The 23,719-nt window shown below is 69.5% G+C and carries 22 protein-coding genes; 9 read left to right on the top strand and 13 right to left on the bottom strand.

The window, feature by feature from the left end; all coding sequences use genetic code 11:
• Positions 1-124 precede the first annotated feature (124 nt).
• From ACWD4J_RS39010 to ACWD4J_RS38990, 5 genes are all read right to left on the bottom strand, one after another.
• Positions 125-1,519 (bottom strand): sensor histidine kinase, encoded by a 1,395-nt coding sequence (locus tag ACWD4J_RS39010; RefSeq protein WP_451400293.1) that lies wholly within the window; start codon positions 1,517-1,519, stop codon positions 125-127.
• Positions 1,520-1,644: 125 nt separating this feature from the next.
• Positions 1,645-2,307, bottom strand: coding sequence for a response regulator transcription factor (locus ACWD4J_RS39005; RefSeq protein ID WP_451400292.1), 663 nt, complete (start codon positions 2,305-2,307; stop codon positions 1,645-1,647).
• Complete coding sequence (locus tag ACWD4J_RS39000) at positions 2,261-3,043, bottom strand: phosphatase PAP2 family protein (RefSeq protein ID WP_451400308.1); 783 nt, start codon at positions 3,041-3,043, stop codon at positions 2,261-2,263. Before ACWD4J_RS39000 ends, ACWD4J_RS39005 begins: the two co-directional genes overlap by 47 nt.
• Positions 3,044-3,066: 23 nt before the next feature.
• Positions 3,067-3,693 (bottom strand): phosphatase PAP2 family protein, encoded by a 627-nt coding sequence (locus ACWD4J_RS38995; protein WP_451400291.1) that lies wholly within the window; start codon positions 3,691-3,693, stop codon positions 3,067-3,069.
• Positions 3,690-4,355 (bottom strand): DedA family protein, encoded by a 666-nt coding sequence (locus tag ACWD4J_RS38990; RefSeq protein ID WP_451400290.1) that lies wholly within the window; start codon positions 4,353-4,355, stop codon positions 3,690-3,692. Before ACWD4J_RS38990 ends, ACWD4J_RS38995 begins: the two co-directional genes overlap by 4 nt.
• Before the next feature lie 123 nt (positions 4,356-4,478).
• Here ACWD4J_RS38990 and ACWD4J_RS38985 point away from each other — a divergent pair, with 123 nt between their 5' ends.
• Positions 4,479-4,892: a BlaI/MecI/CopY family transcriptional regulator gene (locus ACWD4J_RS38985; protein ID WP_451400289.1), complete on the top strand. Its 414-nt coding sequence runs from the start codon at positions 4,479-4,481 to the stop codon at positions 4,890-4,892.
• Positions 4,889-5,851, top strand: coding sequence for a M56 family metallopeptidase (locus tag ACWD4J_RS38980; protein ID WP_451400288.1), 963 nt, complete (start codon positions 4,889-4,891; stop codon positions 5,849-5,851). The genes ACWD4J_RS38985 and ACWD4J_RS38980 overlap by 4 nt, the downstream gene beginning before the upstream one ends.
• Positions 5,852-5,950: 99 nt before the next feature.
• Here ACWD4J_RS38980 and ACWD4J_RS38975 read toward each other — a convergent pair whose 3' ends face one another.
• The 3 genes from ACWD4J_RS38975 to ACWD4J_RS38965 form a co-directional block, all read right to left on the bottom strand.
• Positions 5,951-6,976, bottom strand: coding sequence for an alcohol dehydrogenase (locus ACWD4J_RS38975; protein ID WP_451400287.1), 1,026 nt, complete (start codon positions 6,974-6,976; stop codon positions 5,951-5,953).
• Positions 6,977-7,073: 97 nt separating this feature from the next.
• Positions 7,074-7,679, bottom strand: coding sequence for a GOLPH3/VPS74 family protein (locus tag ACWD4J_RS38970; RefSeq protein ID WP_451400286.1), 606 nt, complete (start codon positions 7,677-7,679; stop codon positions 7,074-7,076).
• A 140-nt stretch (positions 7,680-7,819) separates the two neighbouring features.
• Positions 7,820-8,422, bottom strand: a complete 603-nt coding sequence (locus ACWD4J_RS38965) for a sugar O-acetyltransferase (RefSeq protein WP_451400285.1) — start codon at positions 8,420-8,422, stop codon at positions 7,820-7,822.
• Between the two features lie 258 nt (positions 8,423-8,680).
• On the opposite strand from ACWD4J_RS38965, the gene ACWD4J_RS38960 reads away from it, so the two are divergent.
• The 3 genes from ACWD4J_RS38960 to ACWD4J_RS38950 all read left to right on the top strand — a co-directional run bounded on the left by ACWD4J_RS38960 (position 8,681) and on the right by ACWD4J_RS38950 (position 11,987).
• Positions 8,681-10,054 carry an FAD-dependent oxidoreductase gene (locus tag ACWD4J_RS38960; RefSeq protein ID WP_451400284.1) on the top strand — a complete coding sequence of 458 codons (1,374 nt, stop codon included), beginning with the start codon at positions 8,681-8,683 and terminating at the stop codon, positions 10,052-10,054.
• Positions 10,055-10,264: 210 nt separating this feature from the next.
• Positions 10,265-11,377 (top strand): ABC transporter substrate-binding protein, encoded by a 1,113-nt coding sequence (locus tag ACWD4J_RS38955; protein ID WP_451400283.1) that lies wholly within the window; start codon positions 10,265-10,267, stop codon positions 11,375-11,377.
• 133 nt (positions 11,378-11,510) lie between these two features.
• Positions 11,511-11,987 (top strand): MarR family winged helix-turn-helix transcriptional regulator, encoded by a 477-nt coding sequence (locus tag ACWD4J_RS38950; RefSeq protein WP_451400282.1) that lies wholly within the window; start codon positions 11,511-11,513, stop codon positions 11,985-11,987.
• Positions 11,988-12,195: 208 nt separating this feature from the next.
• Here the strand turns inward: ACWD4J_RS38950 and ACWD4J_RS38945 are convergent, their stop codons facing one another.
• Positions 12,196-13,764 (bottom strand): carbohydrate-binding protein, encoded by a 1,569-nt coding sequence (locus ACWD4J_RS38945; protein WP_451400281.1) that lies wholly within the window; start codon positions 13,762-13,764, stop codon positions 12,196-12,198.
• A gap of 495 nt (positions 13,765-14,259) precedes the next feature.
• On the opposite strand from ACWD4J_RS38945, the gene ACWD4J_RS38940 reads away from it, so the two are divergent.
• The gene (locus tag ACWD4J_RS38940) at positions 14,260-14,685 is read left to right on the top strand and encodes a PPOX class F420-dependent oxidoreductase (RefSeq protein WP_451400280.1); all 426 of its coding nucleotides are present in this window, start codon (positions 14,260-14,262) and stop codon (positions 14,683-14,685) included.
• A 180-nt stretch (positions 14,686-14,865) separates the two neighbouring features.
• Entirely contained in the window at positions 14,866-15,510 is a 645-nt protein-coding gene (locus ACWD4J_RS38935) for a hypothetical protein (protein WP_451400307.1), read from the top strand.
• Between the two features lie 255 nt (positions 15,511-15,765).
• On the opposite strand, the gene ACWD4J_RS38930 is transcribed toward ACWD4J_RS38935, so the two are convergent.
• The 3 genes from ACWD4J_RS38930 to ACWD4J_RS38920 all read right to left on the bottom strand — a co-directional run bounded on the left by ACWD4J_RS38930 (position 15,766) and on the right by ACWD4J_RS38920 (position 18,214).
• On the bottom strand, positions 15,766-16,599 hold the full coding sequence (locus ACWD4J_RS38930; protein ID WP_451400279.1) for a DUF2690 domain-containing protein: 834 nt from the start codon (positions 16,597-16,599) through the stop codon (positions 15,766-15,768).
• Positions 16,600-16,692: 93 nt separating this feature from the next.
• On the bottom strand, positions 16,693-17,703 hold the full coding sequence (locus tag ACWD4J_RS38925; RefSeq protein WP_451400278.1) for a phage baseplate protein: 1,011 nt from the start codon (positions 17,701-17,703) through the stop codon (positions 16,693-16,695).
• A gap of 79 nt (positions 17,704-17,782) precedes the next feature.
• Positions 17,783-18,214 (bottom strand): SH3 domain-containing protein, encoded by a 432-nt coding sequence (locus tag ACWD4J_RS38920; protein ID WP_451400277.1) that lies wholly within the window; start codon positions 18,212-18,214, stop codon positions 17,783-17,785.
• Between the two features lie 783 nt (positions 18,215-18,997).
• Here ACWD4J_RS38920 and ACWD4J_RS38915 point away from each other — a divergent pair.
• Both ACWD4J_RS38915 and ACWD4J_RS38910 read left to right on the top strand, forming a co-directional pair.
• On the top strand, positions 18,998-19,210 hold the full coding sequence (locus ACWD4J_RS38915; protein WP_451400276.1) for a hypothetical protein: 213 nt from the start codon (positions 18,998-19,000) through the stop codon (positions 19,208-19,210).
• A 270-nt stretch (positions 19,211-19,480) separates the two neighbouring features.
• On the top strand, positions 19,481-22,024 hold the full coding sequence (locus ACWD4J_RS38910) for a Pls/PosA family non-ribosomal peptide synthetase (RefSeq protein WP_451400306.1): 2,544 nt from the start codon (positions 19,481-19,483) through the stop codon (positions 22,022-22,024).
• Between the two features lie 98 nt (positions 22,025-22,122).
• Here ACWD4J_RS38910 and ACWD4J_RS38905 read toward each other — a convergent pair whose 3' ends face one another.
• A complete protein-coding gene (locus ACWD4J_RS38905) occupies positions 22,123-23,604 on the bottom strand; it encodes a hypothetical protein (protein ID WP_451400275.1) in 1,482 nt (493 codons plus the stop codon).
• Positions 23,605-23,719: the final 115 nt, after the last annotated feature.

The raw sequence follows: 23,719 nt of genomic DNA, 5'->3' as shown, positions 1-23,719 counted from the left end.
TTCGGCGCTATGGCGGGGCGCCCGTCCCCGGCGGGGCGGAAGCCCAGTGACAGCAGACGACCCGTAGACGACGGGCGTGGTGTCCGACTCTGGCAGCCACAGCCTGAACGTATCCTGAACGCCCTCATCCGGCCGGCAGGGTGATCACGAACCTGGCACCGGGGGTGTGTCCGGGATCGTGGGAGACCTCACCGCCGACGGAGCGGGCCAGGCGCCGGGCGAGCGGCAGCCCCAGACCCGCTCCGCCGTGCCCGTCGTCCGGGTCGGCCCGTCTGCCGGGCTGGAAGAGCTGCCCGGCGAACGACGGCGGCACGCCGGGGCCGTCGTCCGTGATGTCGATCCATACGCCCCGGACGCCGCCGGGTTCCCGGCCCGTACGAAGGCTGACGCTCGACCGGGCGTAGCGCAGGGCGTTGGTCAGCAGCGGGCTGACGATGCGTTCGAGAAGGGCCTCCTGGACTCCGGCCTCCGGATTCCCTGCCTCGCCGCCGATGGCGACGGTCACATGGCCGGGGGCGCCGAGCTGTCCGGCGATGCGGCGCAGCGTGGGCAGGACCGCGGTCGTGCCGGGGGCCGCGGACACCTCGTCGCGGGCGTGGTTCAGGAGGGTGTCGCAGATGGTGCGCATGGACTCGGCGGCGTCGGCGATCACCTGATGGGTGGCCCGGGTCTCGGCGACCGAGCGCGGGCGGGACTGCCACCAGTCCAGTTCGGCGACGACCCGGCTGAGCGGAGTGCGCAGCTCGTGCGACAACTCGCCGGTCAACTGCCGCTCATGCTGCAGCACCGCCCTTATGCGGTCCAGGAGCGCGTCCAGCGACGAGCCGAGCCTGGCCAGCTCGGCGGGGCGGTCGACGGCGCCGAACCGTTCGTCTGAGGCGACCGCGCTCCAGTGGGTGGCCTGGTCGGTCATGGCCCGCACAGGACGCAGCGCACGTCCCACCGCCAGCCGCGTCAGGGCATACGTACAGGCGAGCATCACGGAGTCCAGGGCGAACGACCCCAGCAGCAGGGCGTCGGCCGAACTCCGGTAGGGGGACAGGTCCAGGGCCGTGACGACAGTGGCCGAGCCTGTCCCGGCGGATACCGGTACGGGTTCCGAACACAACCGGATCGGACCGCGTTCGTGTGCCTCTGCGTATCCGTTGGTGGTGACGCAGTGCCGTCCGCCCCGGCGGACGAGGTCGTCGGCGACGTGGGTGAGGACGCCGGTGGCCACGGCGGACGGCGGCTGTTCGAGGAGCCGGGTGTCGGCGTAGACCCACACGTTCGCGTCCATGAGCCGGTCGTTGGAGGTCTCGAGGACCCGCGGCGCCGGGCCACTGGTGTCGACGGTCGCGGCGATGGCGGCGGCCCGCGTGCGCAGTTCGTCGTCGGCTTGGCGCCGGAGGTGGTCGCGGGCCACGATGTTGAACGCGACGGTGAGCATCACCATCAGGAACGTGGCGGTGGTGAGGGCCACCAGGGAGAGCCGGCCGCGGAGTGTGCGGGGTGCCAGCAGGTTCGAAAGAGCGGTCATCGCGGTCATCTTCGGCGACGTCTTCGACGGCGCCGCGGCTTTCGACGGCACGGCGGTTTTCGACGACATGGTGGGCTTCGGGAACGCGGTGGCATTGGGACACGTGGTCGCCTTCGGAAGCGTGGTCATGACAGGCGGTGGCCGATCCCGCGTGCGGTGCCGATCGTCAGTTCGCTGCCCGCCTCACGCAGCTTGCGGCGCAGCCGGGTGAGGTACTGGTCGAGGGTGTTGTCGTTGACCTGGGCACCCTCCGGCCAGGCGGCCCTGACGAGTTCCCGTCTGCCCACGATGTCGCCGGGCGCCGCCATGAGCGCGGCGAGGAGGCGGAACTCCGTCGGTGTCAGATCGACCTCCGTACCGCGGGCGGTCAGGCGGTGCCGGACGGCGTCCAGCACCAGGTCCCCGGCCGTGGCCGCCGTCGGGCGCACCGCGCGTCTGAGTGCAGCCTGCAGACGTGCCGCGAGTTCGACCAGGTGGAAGGGCTTGGGCAGATAGTCGTCGCCCCCGGCCGAGAACCCGGAGAGCCGGTCCGTGAGGCCGTGCCGGGCGGTGAGGAAGATGACGGGGGACAGGAAGCCGTTCGCCCGCATCGCCTGGCACACGTCCCGCCCGTCCGCGTCGGGCAGCCCGATGTCGAGCACGGCAGCGGCGACCTCGTTGCCGGCCAGCCGCAGCGCGGTGGCACCGTCCGCGGCGGGCACGGTGGCGAAGCCCTCGTCACGCAGGCCTCGCAGCAGCACGTCACGCAGGGCGTGATCGTCCTCGACGACCAGGATCTTGTGGCTCATGGTCCTCCATCGGCTCTCGTGCCGTACGTCGCCTGCGGTCGGTGAGTGCCGTACGTGCGCCGCCTTCGGGTCCTGCCGTACGGGCCGCGGGCGCCGTACGTCCGGTGAACTCCGGGGGCAGCCACCAGGCCACGGCACTCAGGCACAGGCCCAGCCAGGCGGCGCCGAACAGCCAGCCGCCGACGACATCGCTGGCCCAGTGCACGCCGAGATACACCCGGGTCAGTCCGACGGCGGCCGCCCAGCACACCGCGAGCGTGCATGCCGTACGGGCCAAGGCCCGCCCGGCGCGGCGGGTCACAGCCCAGCACACCAGCCCGGCGGCCAGGGCGGAGGTGGTGGCGTGGCCGGAGGGGAAGGCGAAACCCGAGGCGTGCGTCGCCCAGTCGGTACGGGCCGGGCGGGCACGCGCGAACAGCTCCATCAATCCGGTGCGCACCAGCTGTCCCGCGGCCAGGACGGCCAGGGCGCCCGCGGCGGCCGACAGACGTTCTCGGGTGCTCCGCCCCGCGCACACCCCGGCCGCCACGGCCACCACATACGGGAAAACCCCCGTCCCCGTGCCGGTGATGCCGCGCGCCAGTGCCAAGGCGACCGGCGGCCGGTGCGCGAGTGCCCAGGAGTGGGCAGCCTGGTCACCAGGCAGCGGGGCACCAAGGCGTACGCACACCGCGACAGCGAGGGCGGCGAACAGCAGGACGCAGGAAGAGATGAGCAACAGCGGCCCGCGCCGCACCCGCTCCACCCACGTCGTGGGCGTCACGAGGCCGCCACCAGAGGACGCAGACGGGTGGCGGCCAGCCGGTCCACGACCGGGGCGGCCCGGTCCGCGAGGAGCGTGAGGGCCCAGGCGAAGGCGGCACCGAGCGCCAGACCGACGGCCACGTCATGCGGATAGTGCACGCCGATCCAGACCCGGGAAACACCCATGAGGACGGCGGCCGGCGCCGCGACGAGGCCGAGGCGGCGATCGGCGAGGACCAGGGCGACGGCGGCGGCCGCCGCGATCACCGCATGGTTGCTGGGGAAGGACCAGTCGCCGGCCGCGGGGCACGCCTCGACGGTCGCGGTGTGCAGCGTCCGGCAGGGCCGCTGCTCGTCGAAGAGCGACTTGATCAGCGAGTTCACGACGTAACAGGCCACGACGACCAGGGGAGCCGCGAGCACCCGGACCATCCGGACGTCGCCCGCGCGCCGTGCGGCCTCACCCGCACGCCTGGCCCGCCACCAGGCGGCGACCATCAGCACGGCGAAAAGGGAGAGCCCGTAGTCGGACCAGGTGGCGATCACGGTGTTCACGGAGTGCGGGGTGTGCCGGGCGAGGCCGGTGACCCAGGTGTACAGGGCGCCGTCGACCGACGCACCGCCGAAGGCGAGGACGGTCATGACGCCCTCCCTTCCGCGGCACGGCGGGCACGCGAGCGCCGCACCTCGAGAGCGAGCGGGATCAGGGAGACGAGCACCACGAGCGCGACCAGCGGCAGCAGATAGCGGTCGACGTTCGGCACCGAGGAGCCCAGTGCGTAGCCCGCCAGCACCAGCCCGGCCGTCCACACCAGCCCGCCGATCACCTGCCACAGCGTGAAGACCCGCAACGGGACGTCGAGCGCTCCGGCCAGCGGGTTGAGGACCGTGCGGACGACCGGAACGAAGCGGGCCAGGACCACCGCCTTCGCATGCCCGTACCGGGTCAGCAGCTCCTCGGCCCGCGCTGCCCCCTCGTGCAGCCGTCTTGCCCGGCTGCGGGCCAGCAGCGCACGACCGCCGCGCCGCCCGATCCAGTACCCGGCCTGCGCCCCGAGAAGTGCACCCGCCACGGCCGCCGCCAGCACCTGCGGGAGCGAGAGGTGCACGGGCCCGTGGGTGCCGCCCGTGCACAGCAGCCCGGCCGTGAACAGCAGGGAATCGCCCGGCAGGAAGAACCCCACCAGCAGGCCCGTCTCGGCGAAGAGCACGACGGCGACACCGAGCGCCCCGAAGGCGGACAGCAGCGATCCGGCGTCCAGGACGTTCATCGCCTGTGCGACGGCGAACTGGGCAGCGGCCATGGCGGTGACCTCTCTCATACTGGGATCAGGACGAGACGGGCGGGCACGCGCCCGCACTGAGCGACTACAGTCACGTAGACGGTCTACTGCACTGTAGACGAAGAGGAGTCGAGGAGCGTTCCCATGCCCGAGGGGCACACAGACCGGTCGGCCGATGGGCGGACGGACCGCCGCCCGGCGGGCGAGCTGGAGGCGAGCGTCCTGGCCGCGCTGTGGGCCGCCGACGGTCCGCTCACGCCCGGCGCCGTCCAGCGGGCGCTCGGCGGCGGCCTGGCCCGCACCACCGTGACCACGATCCTGACCCGGTTGCACGGCAAGGGCGTGGTCACCCGCGCCCGATCGGGCCGCGGCTACGCCTACGCCCCCGTCCAGGACTCGCCCGGTCTCACCGCCCGCCGGATGCACGCCGAACTCGACAAGGACGAGGATCGCGGCACCGTCCTCGCCCGCTTCGTGTCCGACCTGAGCCCCGAGGACGAGCAACTGCTGCGGGCTCTGCTCGACGGCGGACCGACGGACCCCGGAGGCGTCCTGTGATCTACGCCGTGTGGATCCCGCTGCTCGTCCCCCTGCTCGCCGTGCCCGCCGCCCGGCGCGGCGCCGAGCACCTGCCGCCCCGGACGGCCGTCTGGATGCTCAGCGCCCTCGCCCTCACACTCGCCGTCTCCAGCACGGCGGCACTGGCCCTGCTCGCCCTAGCCGGCGCCCTGCACCTGCCGTTCGTCGCGGCGCTCGGCCACCTCTCCCCGCCCCTGCTCGGCGGCGACTGGCCCGCGACCGCACCGGCCGCGATCCTGGCCGCCCTCGCGCTCGGGGCCCTCGGCACCCTGGTCCTGGGCCGCACCGGCCGTCACGTACGCGAACTACGCGCAGCCCACCGGCAGTGCACGAGCCCGGCAACAGCCGGCGACCTGGCCGTACGGCAGGACGACCGCCCCGACGCCTACGCCCTGCCCGGGCGGCCGGGCCGCATCGTGGTGACCACCGGAATGCTGCGCGCCCTCAGCGCCCGGGAACGCGAGGTGCTCTTCGCGCACGAGCGCGCCCACCTCACCGGCCGCCACCACCTCTTTCTCGCGGCCACCGAGTTCGCCCTCGCCCTGCACCCCGTGCTCCGCGGCCTGCGCGCACCGCTCTCCTACGCCCTCGAACGCTGGGCCGACGAATCCGCCGCCGCCGTGACGGGCGACCGCGCCCTCACCGCCCGCGCCATCGGCCGCGCTGCGCTCGCCGCCCGCACCGCGGGCCCCGGCCCACGCCCCGGTATGTCCCTCACAGCAACCGCCGGCCCCGTCCCCCGCCGCGTCACCGCCCTGCTCGACGCCAGCCCACCCTCGACCCGGGCCGGCCGCCTGCTCACCCGAGCCCTGGCCTGCCTGCTGCTGGTCTGCGTGGCCCTGTCGGGGGCCGCGGCGATCGATGCGGCAGCCGATCTGCACGCCGGCATCGAAGTCGCCCAAGGCGAGGCCCTGCCCCACCCCGGCCAAGCCGGCTGACGCCGGTTCACGGTGGGCTCCAGGGTGCCCGAGGGGCCGACGCCCCACGCATGCGGGCTGAGGTAATGGCTGCTGTGCCCGGCGGCGAGTACGGCGCGTTCAGCGGGTGGTGAGCACCATCCGGAATCGTGGAGTGCCGGAGAGCATCTTCCGGTACGCCTCATCGGCCTGGTCGAGCGGCATGATCTCGGTCATCGGGCGGATCCCGTGCAGGGCACTGAACGCCATCGTGTCCTGGATGTCCAGCGCCGTCCCGGACGGGTGGCCGCGTACGATCCTGGCTCGCATGAGCAGTTGCACCGGGGTGATCCCCAGCGGGTCGGCGTCCGCCCCGATGACCACCAGTTCGCCACGGTGGGTCAGTCCGTCAACGGTAGCCGTGATGGCGTCGGAGTTGGCCGCGGTGGCCAGGACCACTTTGGCTCCGCCGAGGGACTGCAGCGCGTCCGCGACGGTGGTGCCCGCCGTACTGTCGATGTAGTGGTGCGCCCCGAGCTGCTTGGCGAAGTCGGCCTTGTCGGACCCCCTGGCGATGGCCACTGTCTCGAAGCCCATGGCGGCCGCATACCGCACTCCCAGGTGGCCGAGGCCCCCGATGCCGAGTACGGCGACCAGATCGCCCGGCCGTGCGGAGCTCCGCCGAAGCCCGTTGTACGTGGTCACCCCCGCGCAGGCCAGGGGCGCCGCATCCGTCGCCGCCAGCGCATCGGGGATCCGGGCCAGGGCGTCGGCGGGTGCGATCACCACGTCGGCGTAACCTCCGTCGTACGCCCATCCGGGAACCTTCAGGTTCTCGCACACCACGAAGTCGCCCTGTCTGCAGGGTGTGCAGTGGCCGCAGCTGCCGCCGAACCAGCCCACCGCCACCCGGTCGCCCGTCTGCCAGCCGCGGCTCTGCGTGCCCTCGCCGAGCTCCTCGATGCGACCGGCGATCTCATGGCCGGGAACCAACGGAAACCGGACTCCGGGAAATACGGCGTCGACCATGCCGGCGTCGCTGCGGCAGATCCCGCAGGCGTCCACGGCAATCCGAACGTGCCCGGGGCCCGGCTTCGGTACCTCACGGTCGACGATCTCGAACGGCCCGCCGACGGCGGCCACCTGAGCGGCTCGATACGTGCTCATCCGGACCTCTCCAGGGTATTTGCCGGGACCTGCCCCCGAATCCATCAGACCATGTCCGGTCCTGTCGCGCCCGTGGGCCGGGGGCAGGCCGTCGTCGTCATTCGCCTCGCCAGATGTTGTCGAAGGCCGCATCCTCGATGGCTCGCCGCTGCCGAACGGCCTCCAGTTCCCTCAACGCGTCATGGACGGCGGCCAGCACTGTCGCCACCGAGTCGTCGACCACGGTCGAAGTCTCTTCAGTCCGCTTGCCGCCGATACCGAGGGCCGCCGCAAGCGCGGCGAGGATGGGCTCATCCGACGTCCAGCGGCCGGCCGCGTCGCGGCGAGCGAGCGAATCGGTCAACACCGTCTGACCGGTCCGGAAGGGCATCCAGTGGCGGCGCTGCCGAGTGAGCTGCCCTGCCGCTTCAAGGTCGGCCAGATAGGCGGAGGACAGGCCGCGGCCTCTACGCCACAGCCAGTCGCCGACCGATTCGTACGGCGCTTCCCGGACAAGCGACGAGGCGGCCTCGTCCAACAGGCGATCAGCGATCGAGGGCCGGTAGCCCGGCACGATGAGATCGTCGTCCAGTCTGATGGCTTGCGCCTCCAGCAGGTCGATCACCTCGGCTCCCGCCAGCACCAGCGACAGGTCACCCTGTTCCAGAGGACGATCCGACGCCGTGTCCATGGCGACGATCAACAGGTCCCGCGGTGTGGTCATGAACGGCTCCACGTCAGGAGACATCGGCCCTACCTCGTGCTCCTCGACGCAAGGCAAGGTCGAGAGGTGCAGAAGCCACGCCATAGACGAGCTTACGGAGAGACAACGGCAGCTGCATCCCACGCCGGCCCCGCCCGCACCTAATGCCCGGCGGTACGTGTGATGAGGTCCTCGTCCGTGATGGCGCGGAGAACCCGGCAAGGGGTTCCGACCGCGACGGTCATCGGGGGAATGCTGCGGCTGACGACGCTCCCGGCGCCGATGACCGACCCGTACCCGATGCGAACGCCGGGCAGGACCACCGCGTTGCTACCGATCCACACCTTGTCCTCGATCACGATCGGTTCCGAGAACCGTCCGAAGTCAGCGCGTCGTGAGGGATGCACCGGGTGTCCCGTCGTGGTCAGTGTCACGCTGGGCGCGATCATGACACCGTTGCCTATGCGGATGTCCACGTCGTCGACGAACGTGAGGTTCACGTTCCCGAAGAAGTCGTCGCCGATGTGGACGTTGCTGCCGAACCCGGCGTGGAACGGCGGGAGCAGCACCGTGCGTTCACCGACCGAGCCGAAGATCGCGACGAGCAGCGATCGGCGCTTCTCCGTTTCGCTCGGTGGTGTGTGGTTGTACTCGAAGATCCGCTCGGTACGGCGCCGAGGGCCCTGGAAGGCCGCTTCCGACTCGGTGTAGACAAGCCCCTTGGCGATCCGGGCCAGGACTTCTTCCTCGTGAGCATGCGTCACAGCGGAACGCTCCCTTCGTCCAACCCCTCGGGCACAAGCCCGGCGCGCCCCCGGTCGACCGCGCGCATCCAGAGCGTACGTGCATCGCCAAGAGGCCATGATCCCTTTCGGACCATGGATCGTGGTCGGACAAGCGGCTCGACCTGGCGTCCGTCGCTGCCGTGCCCCGCCCCCGCACCGCGACGGACGCCGCCGGTTCTCGAGCGGAGATCGCCAAGCAGTAGGCTCATTCCGCAACACGACGCGAAGGGGAGCTCAGTGGCGCGGGTTGCGGTGATCGGTGGGGGTATCAGCGGGCTGGGGACGGCGCTCATGCTTGGCCGGCGGGGCCACATGGTCGCGTTGTTCGAGCAGGACGCTCGGGAGGCCGGAGAGGACCTGAACCGGGACTTCTTCCACTGGCACAGGCCCCGAGTCCCGCAGGCCGTCCAGCCCCACTCGCTCCTCGCGCCCGTGCGCACTGTGTTGCGCGCCGAGACCCCAGATGTCTACGCGGACCTGCTGGCACGCGGAGCCCGGGAATACCACGAGTTCGACTGGTTCGGTGAGCATCCGCCGTATCGGGCCGGCGACGAGGACTTGGTGACCCTGCGCACCCGCCGCATCGTGCTGGAAGCCGCCCTGACCGCGGCCGTTGGGCGGGAACGCACCGTTGATGTGCGGCGAGGCTCCCGGGTGCGCGCCCTCACCATCGAGGAGGGCCGCCCTGCCCGGGTCACCGGCGTGCAGGTGGGCGCGGAGATGCACCAGGCGGACCTCGTCGTCGATGCGTCCGGTCGTCGCTCGCCGGTTCCCGCCTGGCTGATCGCGGCCGGCTGCCGCCCGCCCGTGGTCGACAATCACCGTACCGGGATCGCTTATCTGTGCCGCTGGTACCGCCTGCGTGCCGACGGCCCGCGTGACCCCGGGCGGGTGAGGACCGGCTCGGCCGCACCGTTCGCGCTCGCCGGCGTCTTCCCTTCCGACAACGACACCTTCGCGGTGAGCCTGGTGCTCTCCACGGGTGATCCGACCCGCGGCGCGCTCACCGACCCTGCCGTGTTCGAGGCCGTCGCCCGCCGCTTCCCCGCCACCGCCGCCTGGCTCGACCTGGCCCCCGAACCGCAGTCAGCCGTCCTGGCGATGGCCGGCCTGGACAACCGCTGGACCGCCCTCGCCGACGATGCCGGACCTGTCGTCACCGGCCTGGTCAGCGCCGGGGACAGCCTCATCCACACCAATCCCACCTTCGGTCATGGCGCGGCCCTCGGCCTGCGTGCCGCCCAGCACCTCGCCACCCATGTCGAGCAGATCGCCGCGGACCCCATGGTCCACCACACGTGGACGGCAAAGGCCCTCCGCCCGTGGTTCGACGCGCAGGTGACGGCCGACCGCGCCGACGAGCAACGCCTCGCCGACGGTTCACCACCAGCAGACCGGCGGGCTGCCGCCCTGGCCGCTTGCGCCTTTGACGACCCCGTCGTCATGCGAGCCCGAGCCCAGGTGCGCCATCTCCTGCGACCAGCCGACGACGCCTACCGCACCGACGAAGTGGACCGACACGTCGCCGGCTGGCTGGCTGCCCACCCAGACTTCACGCCGCAGCACGACGGCCCGACCCGAGATCAGTGGGATGCACTCATCCCAGGCTGAGCGCTTGAGCCCGCCAAGGTTTCTTGAAGTCTGGCAGCTCAGCGAACAAATAATCGGTTGTCTGTCGGCGATGGTGGTGGCTGCAATGTCCGGCATGATCACCCGGGTGTGCCCGCCACGGCGAGACGAGATGAACGCGCACTACCGGGCCTTGCCACTCTGCGATCCGGGCAAACGGCAACCGAATCGTCATACGGGAGACGCCAACGCATGAATACGCCACCAACGTCACCTGGAGTGGAGCGCACTGACGGATCATCCGTCCAGATCGGCGCTCTCGTTCCCCTGACTCGGCCTGGCTGGGTCGAGGCAGGCCACCACTTGCTCGCTGGACTCGAGTTGGCCGTTCGCGACGTCAATGACGCCGGAGGGATCGTCGGAAGACCACTCGAGCTGGTGGTCCGAGACACCGCGGCCGATCCACAGAGGGCCGCGGCGGCCGTAGACGAATTGGCTCGCCTGGGCGTGGCTGCCTTGGCGGGGGAGTATCACAGCGTCGTCGCTCGCGCCGCTGCCGCCAGGGCCGACGCCCTCGGCCTGCCGTTCCTCTGCTCGTCAGCGGTTCTCGACGCGCTCACCGAACAGCCAACGGAATGGGTCGCGCGCCTCTCCCCGCCGCAGTCCCGCGGCTGGCAGATCTACGCAGACTTCCTCCTCGGCGCGGGCCACAGCCGCATCGCCGTAGCGGCCCAGCCGAGTGTCTACTGGGCATCTGGGGCCCGCATTCTGCGCGACTGCCTCGCTCCACGCGGCGGCACCGTCATCGAACTCGACATGCGCGCGCTCACCCCCACGGCCGTGTGCGACGAACTCGTCGACAATCGAGCGACAGCCCTTCTTCTTCTGGTCGGCCACCCGGAGCCGGCAGTGTCGATCGTCAAGTCCGTCCGCCGCGACCGGCGCCTCGGCGAGATCATGATCGGTGCTCCGGCCGGGCAACCGGAGTTCGCCGAATGGGCGACGTTGCCGGGCGACGACGGCGCCGCGATCCCGTTCTTGCGCTACCTGCCCGAGCGCCTCAGCCCACTCGGTGCACGAGTCGAGACGGCCCTCCGCGAGCGGCTGGCCGAAGCGCCCTCCTTCGTCGCCTTCGAGGGCTACGACACGGTCGCCGTCCTCGCCGATGTGCTGCGTTCTCACGGCGCGGACCGGGCGCGCACTGCCGAATCCTGGCCGCGCGTTGCAGTCGAAGGCACCCGCGGGCAGATCCAGTTCTCCCGCACGCCAGGCATCAGCGTGTGGCAATGGGCTTGGGCACCGATCCAAGTCGTTGAGCGAGATCCGGCGGAACCCGATCGCTTTCGGATCCTTCACGCCGGCTGAGAGAGCACGGAGGTCCGACTGCCCCGGGTGAACTCGGCGGTCATCAGCATGAACGGCCGAGCCAGCTCGGTGGTGATCGTCGCTGCGCAGCCGGCCACAATTTTAATTTGAACAAAACCTGTAGGATGCAGGCATGGGTCACCCGAGATGGTTGAGCGAGGAAGAGCTGCGGGCCTGGCAGGCATTCCTCGCTGCCGGCGCGCTGCTGAACCGGCGCTTGGACCAGCAGCTCAAGGACGAGGTGGGCCTCTCTCATCTGCAGTACGAGATCCTCGTCCGGCTCTCGGCCGTGCCTGGGCACGAGATGCGTATGACGGAACTCGCCGACTCCCTGTTCAACACCAAGAGCGGACTGACCTACCAGATCACCCAGCTGGAGAAGGCGGGGCTGGTGGAGCGCCGCGCCTGTAGCTGGGATGTGCGCGGGGTCAAGGCGGTGCTCACCGAGGCCGGACAGGCGATGCTCAAGCGTGCAGCCCCGGGCCATGTGGCCACCGTCCGGGAGCTGCTCATCGATGTCCTCACCCCGGAACAGCTCACGGCGCTTGCCGATGGCCTCGGCGAGGCCAGTCGGCGCATGTGTGACGGGAACGCCTCCGGCATTCGGTAGGCGCCCTGGCCTGCCCTGCGAGCGGAAGCCCTCGCTCCGGGGGTGCATCGTTCTCAGGCACTCGACGCGGGCGCTCGGCCCGGAGGTCACCCGTGATCTGGCTGACCGTGATCCGGAAGAACGGGTCGATCGCGTGGCCGGCCCATCCGGACGAACCGGATGGGCCGGCGAGGGCCGTCGCCGGCCCGGCTCTCCGACTGGACGTCGGTTACGGCGTCACCACATTGCCGCCGAAAGTCACGACGAGGTGGCCGTCCGAGGCGAAGGACCACCCCAGGGCGCCGGAGTACGAGGAGCACCGGGACCCGTTCGAGCCGGTCCAGAACTGGTTCGAGCTGTCGGCGTCACCGACGGTCTTGTCGTTCGACCCGCTGACGCTGAACCGGCACGAGGTGTTGCTGCGGAACACCGAAGTCCCCGCGTCCCACGAGAAGTTGCGCTCGGCGTTGTCGATGCCGACGTTGTTCGAGATGGCCATCGTGCCGGGGTTGCTGTTGTAGGTGAACCCGTGGTGGCCGTTGCCGTAGGCGATGCTGTGCTGGACGACGTGGTTGACCGCGATGTCGTCGCCGCCGAGCTTGTAGCCGTTGCGGTCGCCGTTCGCGTTCACGGTGCCGTCGGACAGGGTGCCGTTCTTGTACGAGAGGGAGTACTCGATGGTCACCGGGCCGATGGCACCCGTGTCGGTCTTGGTGTAGAGGTCCCAGCCGTCGTCGATGTTGTTGTGCGACACGGCGTAGCGGAACACGTTCCCGGTACCGGTGGTCAGCTTGGCCGCAAAGCCGTCGGCGTCCTCGCCGTCGGAGTCGGCGTTGTCGTGCGACTCCGCGCTCAGGATCAGGTTGTTGGACGGCCACTGGCTGCTCGGGGTGCTGGAGGAGATGCGTCCGAGCTGCAGCCCCGTGTCGCGGTTGTAGCGCGTCACCGTGCGCTCGACGACGTTGTTGCTGCCGCCGACGTAGATCCCGTTGTCACCGGCGTGCTCGACGACGACGTCGTAGACGTGCCAGTACGAGGCGTTCAGCTGGAGCCCGCGGTTCGACGAACTCTCGCTCTGGGCGGAGAAGTTCAGCACGGGAGTCTCGCCGGGGTAGGCGGACAGCGTGGTGCGGGCGCTGGAGGTGCCGTCGGTGCCGGCCGGGATGGTGATCGTGGACGAGTAGGCGTAGGTTCCGCCGCGCAGGTAGATCGTCCCGCCGGGCGTGATGCGGCTGATCGCGGAGGTGAGCGTCGTCGGGGCCGACTCCGTTCCGGCCGCGCTGTCGGTGCCGCTCGGCGACACGTACAGCACGGTGCCGGCTGCCGCCGTGGACACCTCGGCGTCGACGTAGTCGATGTTGGGCAGGCCGGCGGAGGTGGTCGGGTTGAGCCGGATGGTGTTGTTGCCCGCGGTCACGGGTACCGTCAGCGTCTTCGTCGCCCACGTCCCCCAGGCGCCCGTGGACTCGAACGACGCCGACCCGGCCGTCGAGCCGTTCACCGTGACGTCCGCGGGCCGTGCGGTGGTGGTCCCGTTGGCGAAACCGACCTTCAGTGTCGCCGTGCCCGAGGTGGAGGCGTTCACGGTGAACTCCGCATAGGCGCCTAACGCGTTGGTGCCGTTGCAGAAACCGCTGCCGGAGTAGCCGGCCCAGTCGGAGTCGATGGTGCCGGTGCAGACCGCCGGAGAGCTCTCGGCCTCATAGCGGGTGGAGGCGGCCTGCGCCGTGGTGCCGGACAGCGCGACGAGCGCGCCGGCCAGCAGGCTGACGGACGCGATGACGGGTCTGATGTGCATCGTTTGTCTCCAGATGATTGGTTCGTCTGACCAGAGGTCGGTGAATGGGGCGGCCCAGGAACTGCGCGGCGGTGACGTTCCGGTCCGGCCATGCTTCCGCGCGTTCTTCCCGGTGGTCACAGCGCGGGGGTGGCCGGGCCCGCCAGGAGAGCAGATGCATGGGCTGACCCCTTTCTGTGGGGGTCCGGGTGCGGCGATGCGGCCGGTTGGATGGCATGAAGGGCAGGACAGCCGGACGCCGCATCCGGATGGGGTAAGCGCTTTCTCCGGACCGTAGATGCTTGCCGTGAACGCGTCAATAGACTTGTACTTGATTCATATTCACGCACATGAACGACGGTGGTAGTCGGGGGAGCGCTGTCGGACACTGCGTTCGGTGCGACGCGACAGGTGACTCTCTCGGTGAACGTCGACCAGCGTCAGGCCGGACGTGAGATGGTTCAGATCGAGCGAGAGCTGGACATTGGGTGAGTTCGTGGCAGAAGGGACCAACCTATGAGCGGCCTGCCGAGTGAACTGCGGGACTTGATCGCGTCCGGGCCCATGGCGCACCTGAGCACCATCAATCCCGACGGGAGCCCCCAGGTGACCGTCATCTGGATCGGGCTGGACGGTGATGACCTCGTCAGTGGTCATATGTCGCGGCACGTGAAGCTGCGCAACATCGAGAAGGATCCGCGGGTCGTCTTGTCCTTCGACGCGCCGCGGGTGCCCGGCATCTTCCTGAACGAGTACGCCGTGCTGAAGGCGCGGGCCACCGTTCAGCCGAGCGACGACGCATGGAATCTGCTCAACCGCCTGGCGAAGGTCTACATGTCCCCTGATGCCGAATTCCCGGCGCCGAAGGGTCCGGGCTACGTCGTTCGCTACTCCGTCGAACGCATCGGCGGCGTCGGCCCCTGGGTGTCGTCCTCGCGCTGAGTTGCGGGGGTGGACCGATCCGCGAGCAGGGCGAGGGGTCCGCGGGGCGCCTCGTGGTGCGGGCAGCGGAAAGCGTTCGACCGGGCGGGCCTTGGTGGGCCATCATCTGCACTCGTGACGAAGCCACAGCAGCTCCTGGTCCGGGCTGCGGCCCGCAACAACGCCGAGTGGTGCGCAGCGATGGGCCGGTCGCATGGTCTGGTGGGCGAGTTCGGGGCGCAGGCCTGGGCCTCTTCGGTGCGCACCCCTGCGTACTATCCCGACGCGGTGACGCTGGTGCCGGGAGCCGACCCGGCCGCGCTGGTGGCCCGGATCGACATCGCCGCGCCCAGCGCCTCCGTCAAGGACAGCTTCGCCGACCTCGACTTGACGGAGGCGGGCTTCCGGGTGCTGTTCGAAGCGCAGTGGATCCACCGTCCGGCGAGTGCACCCGCCTTCCCGTCGGATCATGTCTGGGACGTGGTGGGCGACCCGGCCATGCTGCGAGCCTGGGCACAAGCCTGGGACGACGGTGACGGCAACGCGGACCTCTTCCGGCCCGAACTGCTCGACGACCGCGCTACTTTCGTGCTCGTCGGACGGTCCGCCGACGGCCGGGTGGTCGGCGGAGCGGTGGCGAGCCGTAGCGACCGGGTAGTCGGAATCTCCAACGTCTTCGCAACAGACGGCAGTCCTGACGCGGCGTGGCCGATCGTGCTGGATGCGGTGCACTCGTTGTTCCCCACCTGCCCGGTGGTCGGCTATGAGCACGGCGATGACCTGGCAGCCGCCGTGCGCCATGGCTTCGAGCCAGTCGGTCCGCTACGGATCTGGGTGCACGGCTAGGTCCTGTCGTCACACTCCCGCCGACCGCCCGAAGGGCGGGCCGGCGAGGCGTTCTTGCTCGGGACCACGGCGCTGCTGCGTACCGACGGCGGGCCGGTCGGGCTGGACGGTCACACCCGGGCGGGTCCCTGCAATCCCCTGTACCGCCCGGGCCGACTGTGGCGACCGGCCGTGCCGGGCAGGGCCGCGTGTGTGTCGGACGTACGTTGAGCCAGGGTGGCGAGTGGTCCACAAGCAGATCCGGCTCAGACATCGTCAATGATTCCCCGGCAGCTCCACGGAGAGTTGCACAGCCCCGGTGCAGGCCAGTCGGTCGGACACCTCGGCACACGCCTCGGCGCCCTGCGGGTCCGCCGCGGCCAGCATGGGGCTGTTCTCGCCGTGCGTCACGCTGTCCCGGTGCGAGGCGAGCAGCTCATCCGTCGCAGACCTGATCGAGATCCTCCGAGTACCGCCGCGCACGTTCGTCTCCACCTCGGACCAGACCGTCGCGCAGGACGGGCTGAACCGCAGCCGTACGGTGTAGGCGCCGTCGAAAACGGTGCTCTCGGTCCGGGCATCCTGGTTGCAGTGCGAGGAGTCCGGATACTGACCTTGACAGCTCTGCCCGTGGCAGGACGCCGCCCGCCGATTCGGGTCGCCGGCCGACAGCACCGGAACGCCCACACCGCAGGCCACAGCGCCCAGAGCGGTGGAGGCGGCCAGCATGACGGCGGTCCGCCGCAGCCGCCGCACACGGGCATCCGCGAGGGGCAGTGGCACTGCGTGAGTCTGTGGCGCAGGGGGCTGTGCCGGCGCGCTCAGTGGTCCGGTCTCCACCCGGCACGCTTCCTCCCACAGCGCGAGCAGCGACGCCGTCTCCGCGCCGGTGAGCCGCCCCAGCGCCTCGACCGCCGTACGCGGTGGCAACTTGACGCCGTTGAGATAGCGATGCCATGCAGACTTGCTGTGGGCCGTGCGTATGGCGAGAGCGGCCAAGCTCAGCCCCGTCCGCTGCTTGAGGTCGCGCAGCCGCTCCACCAGGAGCCGTGCTTCGGGGCCGAGTGAGTCGGGCAGTGGCCGCCAGCGGGCTGTCCCTTGCTTCTCCATTCCGCTCCCAGTTTCCTTGGTGCGTCGTCCGGTTCGTCCCAGACGGACGGATGTGTACCCCTGGAGCGAAGGCCGCCACACGCACGGCAGGAGTCATCGGGTGATCGGCTTGTAGTAGAGAGAGAATCTGCGCTCCCGCACCCGGCCTTGGGTGAAGCCCATGCACAGCCAAGGTCCGCCCTGGCGCAGCACGGCCAGGCCCTCCGGCTCCCGCGGGTAGAGCCCTTTCGCAGTACTGTCCAGCACCTGCTGCAGCACCCGCCCGGTACGCAGGTCGATGCGGTAGAGCTGGACGTTGCCGGCAGAGGAGGAGGGGTTACCGGGGCCGTACGCGTTGCCGAGCAGCTGGTAGGCGTACGGGCCGTAGAGCGTCATGCCCTGGAAAGGGAGACCCAGTTCGGCGCCGGGCTGGGAGAAGTCGGCGACCGACCGGAAGTTGCGCGAGGCGAACTGACTGAGCTTGTACACCCCGTAGCGCGGTGTGCCGTCCACTTTGTAGCGCAGCAGCAGCTGGTCGTGCGCCGGGTCCAGGGCCACGTAGTTGCTCGTGGAGCCGGGGACCGGGCGGTACGTGGCGATGCGGCGGCTGGTGCGTGTCAGTACCGCGCCCGCGGTGAAGGGGAAGCGGCAGATGCCGCGGCCGTAACCGGAGGCCGGATGCGCGTCCCACTCCGTCCACAGCGCCCCGGTATTGCGGACGGTGTCCTCGACGCCGATGGCGCCGCCGTGACCGAAGCCGAGGAGGTACATATGGCCGATGAGCGTGCCGTCCATGGCGAGCCGGTTCAGGCACAGGTCACCGCCGGCTGCGCGTTCGGCATGGGTGTAGGCGTGCGGCTCGCCCGGCAGCCGGACGCCGCCCTCCATCACCTGGAGTGCGTACATGTGGCCGTGCCGCTCGTCGAAGGCGAAGGACTGCAGCACCGTGGAGTGGTGCAGCCGTGCATCCCGGATCCACAGCTTGCCCGCCGGGGCAAGGCCCGCCGGCTTCGGGTCGCGAGCGCCTTGGGTCCGGCCGGCGGAGAGTGTGGTGGCCAGTATGGCCGCGGTACCGAACCCGAGTACGGCCCTGCGACCCGGACTGGCTGGAAGGGAAGGAGACATGGGCTCTGCAGACCTCCTCGTCACATCCGTGGAACGGGCCGGCCCGCCCCGCAGGAGGCGGGACGGGCGGACCGATGGTTCAGCACCAGGGAATGGCGCTCAGGTTGCGGACGTAGCGGGCGGAGACATCGCCCTTCCGGCCGGCGAGCTTGTACCAGCGGTGGTTGCCACGGACGTTGCTGCCGTACTTCTTGCACTGGATGTAGACCGTGCTGCCGGACCGCACCGAGCCGATGACCCGGTAGCCGGTGCCCGGGCCGGAGCGGACGTTGAGCGGCAGGTACCGGGTCACCACGCGGCCCCGGAGGTGACGGGTGACGACCGTGTGCCGGGGCGTGGAGTGGCCTGGCCGCCACAGCTGCGGGGGTGTGGTGTGCTGCCCGGCCACGTGCTGCCGAATCGCTGCCGGCTTCAGGGATCCGGCGGCGGTATCGGTGGCGACGGCCGCGGTGGGGAGCATCGCGAGCGCCGCGACCGCGGCCACGAGGCCGCGCTGCATCGTGCGATTCATGAGAATCTCCTACGAGGTGCGGTCAGGATCAGCGGAGCGAGACCCTGTGCCGCTGAGCGTTACCGAGGCCCCGGACGAAGATTCCGTCCCACCTGTTTCCGGGAGAAATAGGGACGTCCCACGCTAGGGGACGGTTCGATCTCCAGCCGTTCTCGCCCGGCGTGACCGGGCGTGGTTCATACCCACGGGTCCATCGGCGTGCTGCAGGCTGGTGCGTTCGTGGGTTCGGGCGACCGACGGGTCGGCCCGCCGGCCGGCCACACGTCCAGGAGCTTGCCCCGGAACGCCAAGCGCACCGCCAAGCGCACCGCGACCAGCGTTCGGGCTGCGATCGCTTGTTCGGTGGCTGTTCGGCGGTTTCGGTCGACAACACCGCCAACTGGAAGGGGAAAGCAGCCTGGTTCGCCGAGTGCCGCGGAAGATTTGCGTGTGCGTACCGGCCTCAGCAGCGACAGACGGGGGGAGCGGTGTCGGTGCTGGTCGCCGACGGTTGGGGCGCCTTGCGCTCGAGGTGCCTGGCAGCCGGTACGCCGCTACCGTCGAAAGAGGTGACGATCGCTGGACAGGCCCCGCGACACGTTCCCGTCAGGGTGGGCGACAGCTGGGGGCGTGCTTCCGGGCCGGCACACGGCGACCTCGACGACAGCGCCGCATCGTTCTTGAGCGGCATCGTCCAGCAACCTCAGCGGCTCACGCTTACAGCGCCCAGAGCCTTCGGCGTGAGGCCGCGGCCATCCATCTCGTGCGGCGACAGCGCGAGAACGTGAAGGAAAGAGCGGATCCATGCGAGCACAACACGCCAAGCGCGCCTTCGCCTGTCTCGCGGCCGGCTTCATGCTGGCCGGCGGCACCGCGATCGGCACGGCGAGCACGGCCGCAGCGACGACCCCCGCCTCGACGAGTGCCTCAGTTTCCCAGAATGACCACTGCACGTGGCACAAGGGATGGTACGACAGCTACCACAAGTGGCACGCGGGCTATTGGGACTGCAGCTGAAGCAGGACCACCTATGACGGTGTCCTATGGGGCGCCGGGCGGCAGCATGACGTCCCGCGGGATCCCGGTCACGCGTGAGTGCACCGACGAGACCACCTCACGGGACTACACCGCCGAGGCGGCCTGTCGGGTGCAGCGGGGGAAATGGCCGGGGCTCGCACACACACGGTTGTGGAGCATGTACTCACCGATGCGGTGCGGCCGATAGGGGAGCGCCAATCTCGAGGGGCTCGCATGGTGGAGCGAATTTTTGAAAACTCGACGAACAAGATGAGCAACTCGACGAACAAGATGAGCAAGACGAGCAAGGCGAATAGGCCGGATGAATCCCCGATCGGCGAGAGGAAGTGCACCGGTCGACAGGAAGGCCCTGAGAGCCGTTTCGCCGAGGTGCTGGCTCAGGTCCTGGGTGTGCAGCAGGTGTCGCTCGACAGTCACTTCTTCGACGACCTCGGTGCCAATTCGCTGGTGATGGCGCAGTTCTGCGCCAGGGTGAGGAAGCGTGCGGACCTGCCGTCCGTGTCCATCAAGGACGTCTACCGGAATCCGACCATCCGAAGCCTGGCCAGGGCAGCGGGGAACGCCACGTCCGCCTCCGACTCGATCTCACCAGCACCGGCACCTGCGGTGGCGCAGACGAGCACCCTGCGTTACACCTTGTGCGGGACGCTGCAGTTGCTGGTGTTCCTGGCCTACGTCCTCGTCGTCGGCACGGTGGCCACCCGATGCTACGAATGGGTCGCCGCCGGCTCGGGCCTGACGGACATCTATCTGCGGTCGGTCCTCGTCGGCGGCGCCGGTTTCCTAGGGCTGTGCCTCTTCCCGATCGTGGCCAAATGGATCCTCATCGGTCGCTGGACACCCCGTCAATTCCCCATCTGGGGCATGACCTATCTGCGGTTCTGGACCGTGAAGGTGCTGCTGCACGCGAATCCGATGTTCCTTCTCATCGGCAATCCACTGCACGTCCTCTACTTGCGGGCCCTCGGCGCGCGGATCGGGAAGAACGTCACCATCCTCACCCGTCATGTTCCGATCTGCACCGACCTGCTCACCATCGGTTCCAACACGGTGATCCGCAAGGACACGTACTTTCTCTGTTACCGAGCGCACGCGGGACGTATCCAGACCGGCGAGGTCACCATCGGCACAGACGCGTTCATCGGAGAGAAGACCGTGCTCGACATCGACACGGGCGTGGGAGACGGAGCCCAACTCGGTCACGCGTCCTCCCTGCACAGCGGCCAGGCGGTCCCGGCAGGCGAAAGCTGGCACGGTTCCCCTGCCCAGCGCACGGAGACCGACCACGTGAGGGTGCCACCGGCGACCTGCGGCACGCCCCGCCGCGCCGTCTACGGTCTCGTCACCCTGCTCCAGATCTTCTGCCTGGTCGTGCCGCTGACCGTCGGGGGCTCGTACATGCTGCTCGCCGCCGTCCCGGCCACGGACCAGGTACTGGGCGCAGGCAACGACACAGCGGGGGGCATGACGCCGCAGTTCTACCTGGACGCGATACGTACGTCCCTCGTGCTGTTCTTCGGATTCGTCGTCATGGGCGTCATCGTGCTGTGCACCGTCCCACGGCTGCTGGCCCGCCTGATCAAACCGGACACGGTCTACCCGCTGTACGGCCTTCAGTACTCCGCTCACCGGGCGATCGCACGCATGACGAACATCAAGTTCTTCAAGCGGCTCTTCGGCGACAGCTCCTACATAGTTCACTATCTGCGAGGACTCGGATACAAACTGTCCCCGGTGGAGCAGACCGGATCCAACTTCGGGACGGAAATCCATCACGAGTCACCGTTCCTGAGCTCTGTCGGCACCGGAACGATGGTCGCCGACGGCCTCTCGATCGTGAACGCCGAATACTCGAGTACGTCCTTCCGCGTCTCCCGTGCCGCGATCGGACCGCACAACTTCATCGGGAACAACATCGCCTTTCCCGCCGGCGCCAGGACGGGCGACAACTGCCTGCTGGCGACGAAAGTGATGGTGCCGCTCGACGGCGGGGTCCGCGAAGGGGTCGGTCTGCTCGGCTCCCCGCCCTTCGAGATCCCGCGCTCGGTGGAGCGCGACAGCCGGTTCGATCACCTCCGCACCGGGGACCGCTTGCGCCGACTCCTCGCCGCGAAGAACCGCTACAACCTCCGCACCATGGCGCTGTTCCTGGCCGTGGGGTGGCTCGACTTCTTCGTGGTCACGTCGCTCGGCATGACGGCCGTCCAGTTGCGCGGTGTGGTGGGACAGGTGATGGTCGCCGTGTCCTCGGCCCTCGCCCTTGTGTTCACGGCCGTCTACCTCATGCTCGTGGAGCGTGCCATCGTGGCGTTCCGCAGGCCGCGACCGCGGTTGTGCTCCATCTACCACCCGGACTTCTGGTTGCACGAGCGCCTGTGGAAGCTGCCCGTCGAGTTCTTCCACGTGTTCAACGGCACGCCGTTCAAGCCCCTGGCCTGGCGGCTGCTCGGCGCCCGGATCGGCAAGAGGGTCTTCGACGACGGCTGCTACCTGACGGACCGTACGCTCGCCACCGTCGGCGACGACTGCACGCTCAACGCGGGCAGCAGGATCCAGTGCCACTCACAGGAGGACGGCACCTTCAAGTCCGACCACAGCACCCTCGGCGCCGGAACCACGCTCGGTGTCGCCGCCCATGTCCACTACGGCGTGACGATGGGCGATGGCGCGATGCTCGCCCCCGACTCCTTCCTCATGAAGGGCGAGGAAGTCCCGCAGCACGCCTGCTGGGGCGGGAATCCGGCCACGGAAACGCGGAACGCCGCCGCTCGGGAGGCCGCCGTCGGCGTGTGAGGGGCCGCGGGGAGAAGCGTCGCTCGCTCGCACTCGTCCGTGGGGTCTGCTCCGGCGCTGTACGGTGCCGGAGCAGACCCCGCTCGACATACGTCAGGTCAGTGCAGGTCCTGCACAGCCGAGTCGGTGAAGCCGACCGCGAAGACCGTCCGCAGGGACGAGGTCGTCGAGCCGTTGTAGCCGTAGCAGGCGTCCAGCGTGCTCGTCGGCGTGTGCTCGTCGTACCGCGAGTCGCTCGGGCTCCAGCAGATGCCCTCGGTCAGGCCCCACAGCTCGTCGACCTGGGTCGTGTCGAGCTTCGGCCAGTAGCTCAGGGCCTGCGGCGGCCCGGCCGCCCAGTTGCCGCCGTCAGCACAGGTCGTCCCGGCTCTCGTGTCACCGATCCAGGTGTGGGAGTACACGCCGGGCTGGGTGCCGCAGCCCTTGTGGAAGGCGAAGTTCAGCACGCCCGCGGAGTCTGTCCAGGTCATGCCGCCCTGCAGTCCCCGGTAACGGGAGGCGGCGTAGGCGTCCTGGATGACGGTCTTTCCGCCGGACATGTTGAGGAGCCCGGGGTAGGTCGAGGAACTCGTCGGGTTGAGCTGGTAACGCACCACACGGCCGCCGTCGACCCCGCCGTACCACTCACCGGTGACCAGCTTGTACGGGGTGCCGCCGGTCTTGTCGAGGGAGAGCCAGGAGTAGCACAGGTGGTCCGGGTCGAGTGTGCCGGCGTTGGCGTCCGAGTCGCACGCGGTGGGTGTGCCCGACTGCTGGTAGTAGTGCACCTCGGGCAGCACGTACGGGTAGCCGCATGCGCTGGAGCGGCCGCCGTTGATGCCGTACGTGTCGACGCCGGAGCCGTAGTCGTCGACCTTGGCGAGCTTGTTGATGTCGAACACCCGGATGCCGTGTGTGGTGTCCGTGACGTAGATGTAGTTGGCGTACCAGACGATGCCACCGCCGTGGCCCGTGACGAATTTGAAGTCCGACGCGCTCGACGAGGTGCTCGTCGGCTCGGCGAGCAGGACATGGCGATACTGGCCGGTGTCGCGGTCGATGAAGGTGAGCTTCAGCAGGTTGTCCGTCTTGCAGCCACTGGAGGTCTCCCCGGACAGCGTCTCGTAGTGCCAGGAGACCGCGGCGACGTGATCGCCCTGGATCGCGCCGTCGCCGCCGTCGGCCGTGCCGGTGGTGCTCAGGCCCTGCGGGTACCAGTGCTGAGTGGTGTCGTCGCCGTGCGCGGACGACCAGCACCAGGCGACCTTGGTGGTCACCGGCGGCAGCGCCTTGGTCTCGTTGCCGGAACAGGTCCGCATCGAGCGGAGGTTCAGCCAGGAGTCGGTGGCGCCCGACGAGTTCGTGGTGTAGTTCGTCGTGATGACGTCCGTCAGGCTGGCGTGGTTCGTCAGGTAGTTGTTGTAGAGGTTGCTCGTCGCGGCGGCATAACTGGTGTCCGTCATCTTGAACTGGTCGCCGCTCAGCGTCAGTTGCGTGACCGCGGGGGAGTCCGCCGTCGCCGGCTGCCCTGTCAGCCCGGCGAACAAGGCGGCCGCGGCCGCGACTGTCGCCAGCTGTCTGAATCTTCCTATGAGCGCCACGCGCACCTTCCGTGAAGTGAAACTAGGCATGCCTCGTCTGGAACATGCCAAAGATGCAAAAGTGCGTAGATCATAGGAGTGTCGAACGGTAGGTCGCGGTGCGTATTCGCACATT

This window comes from Streptomyces sp. NPDC002577 (assembly GCF_053594815.1).
The sequence above is the reverse complement of the archived record's forward strand: the minus strand, read 5'-3'. Positions and strand labels throughout refer to the sequence as shown.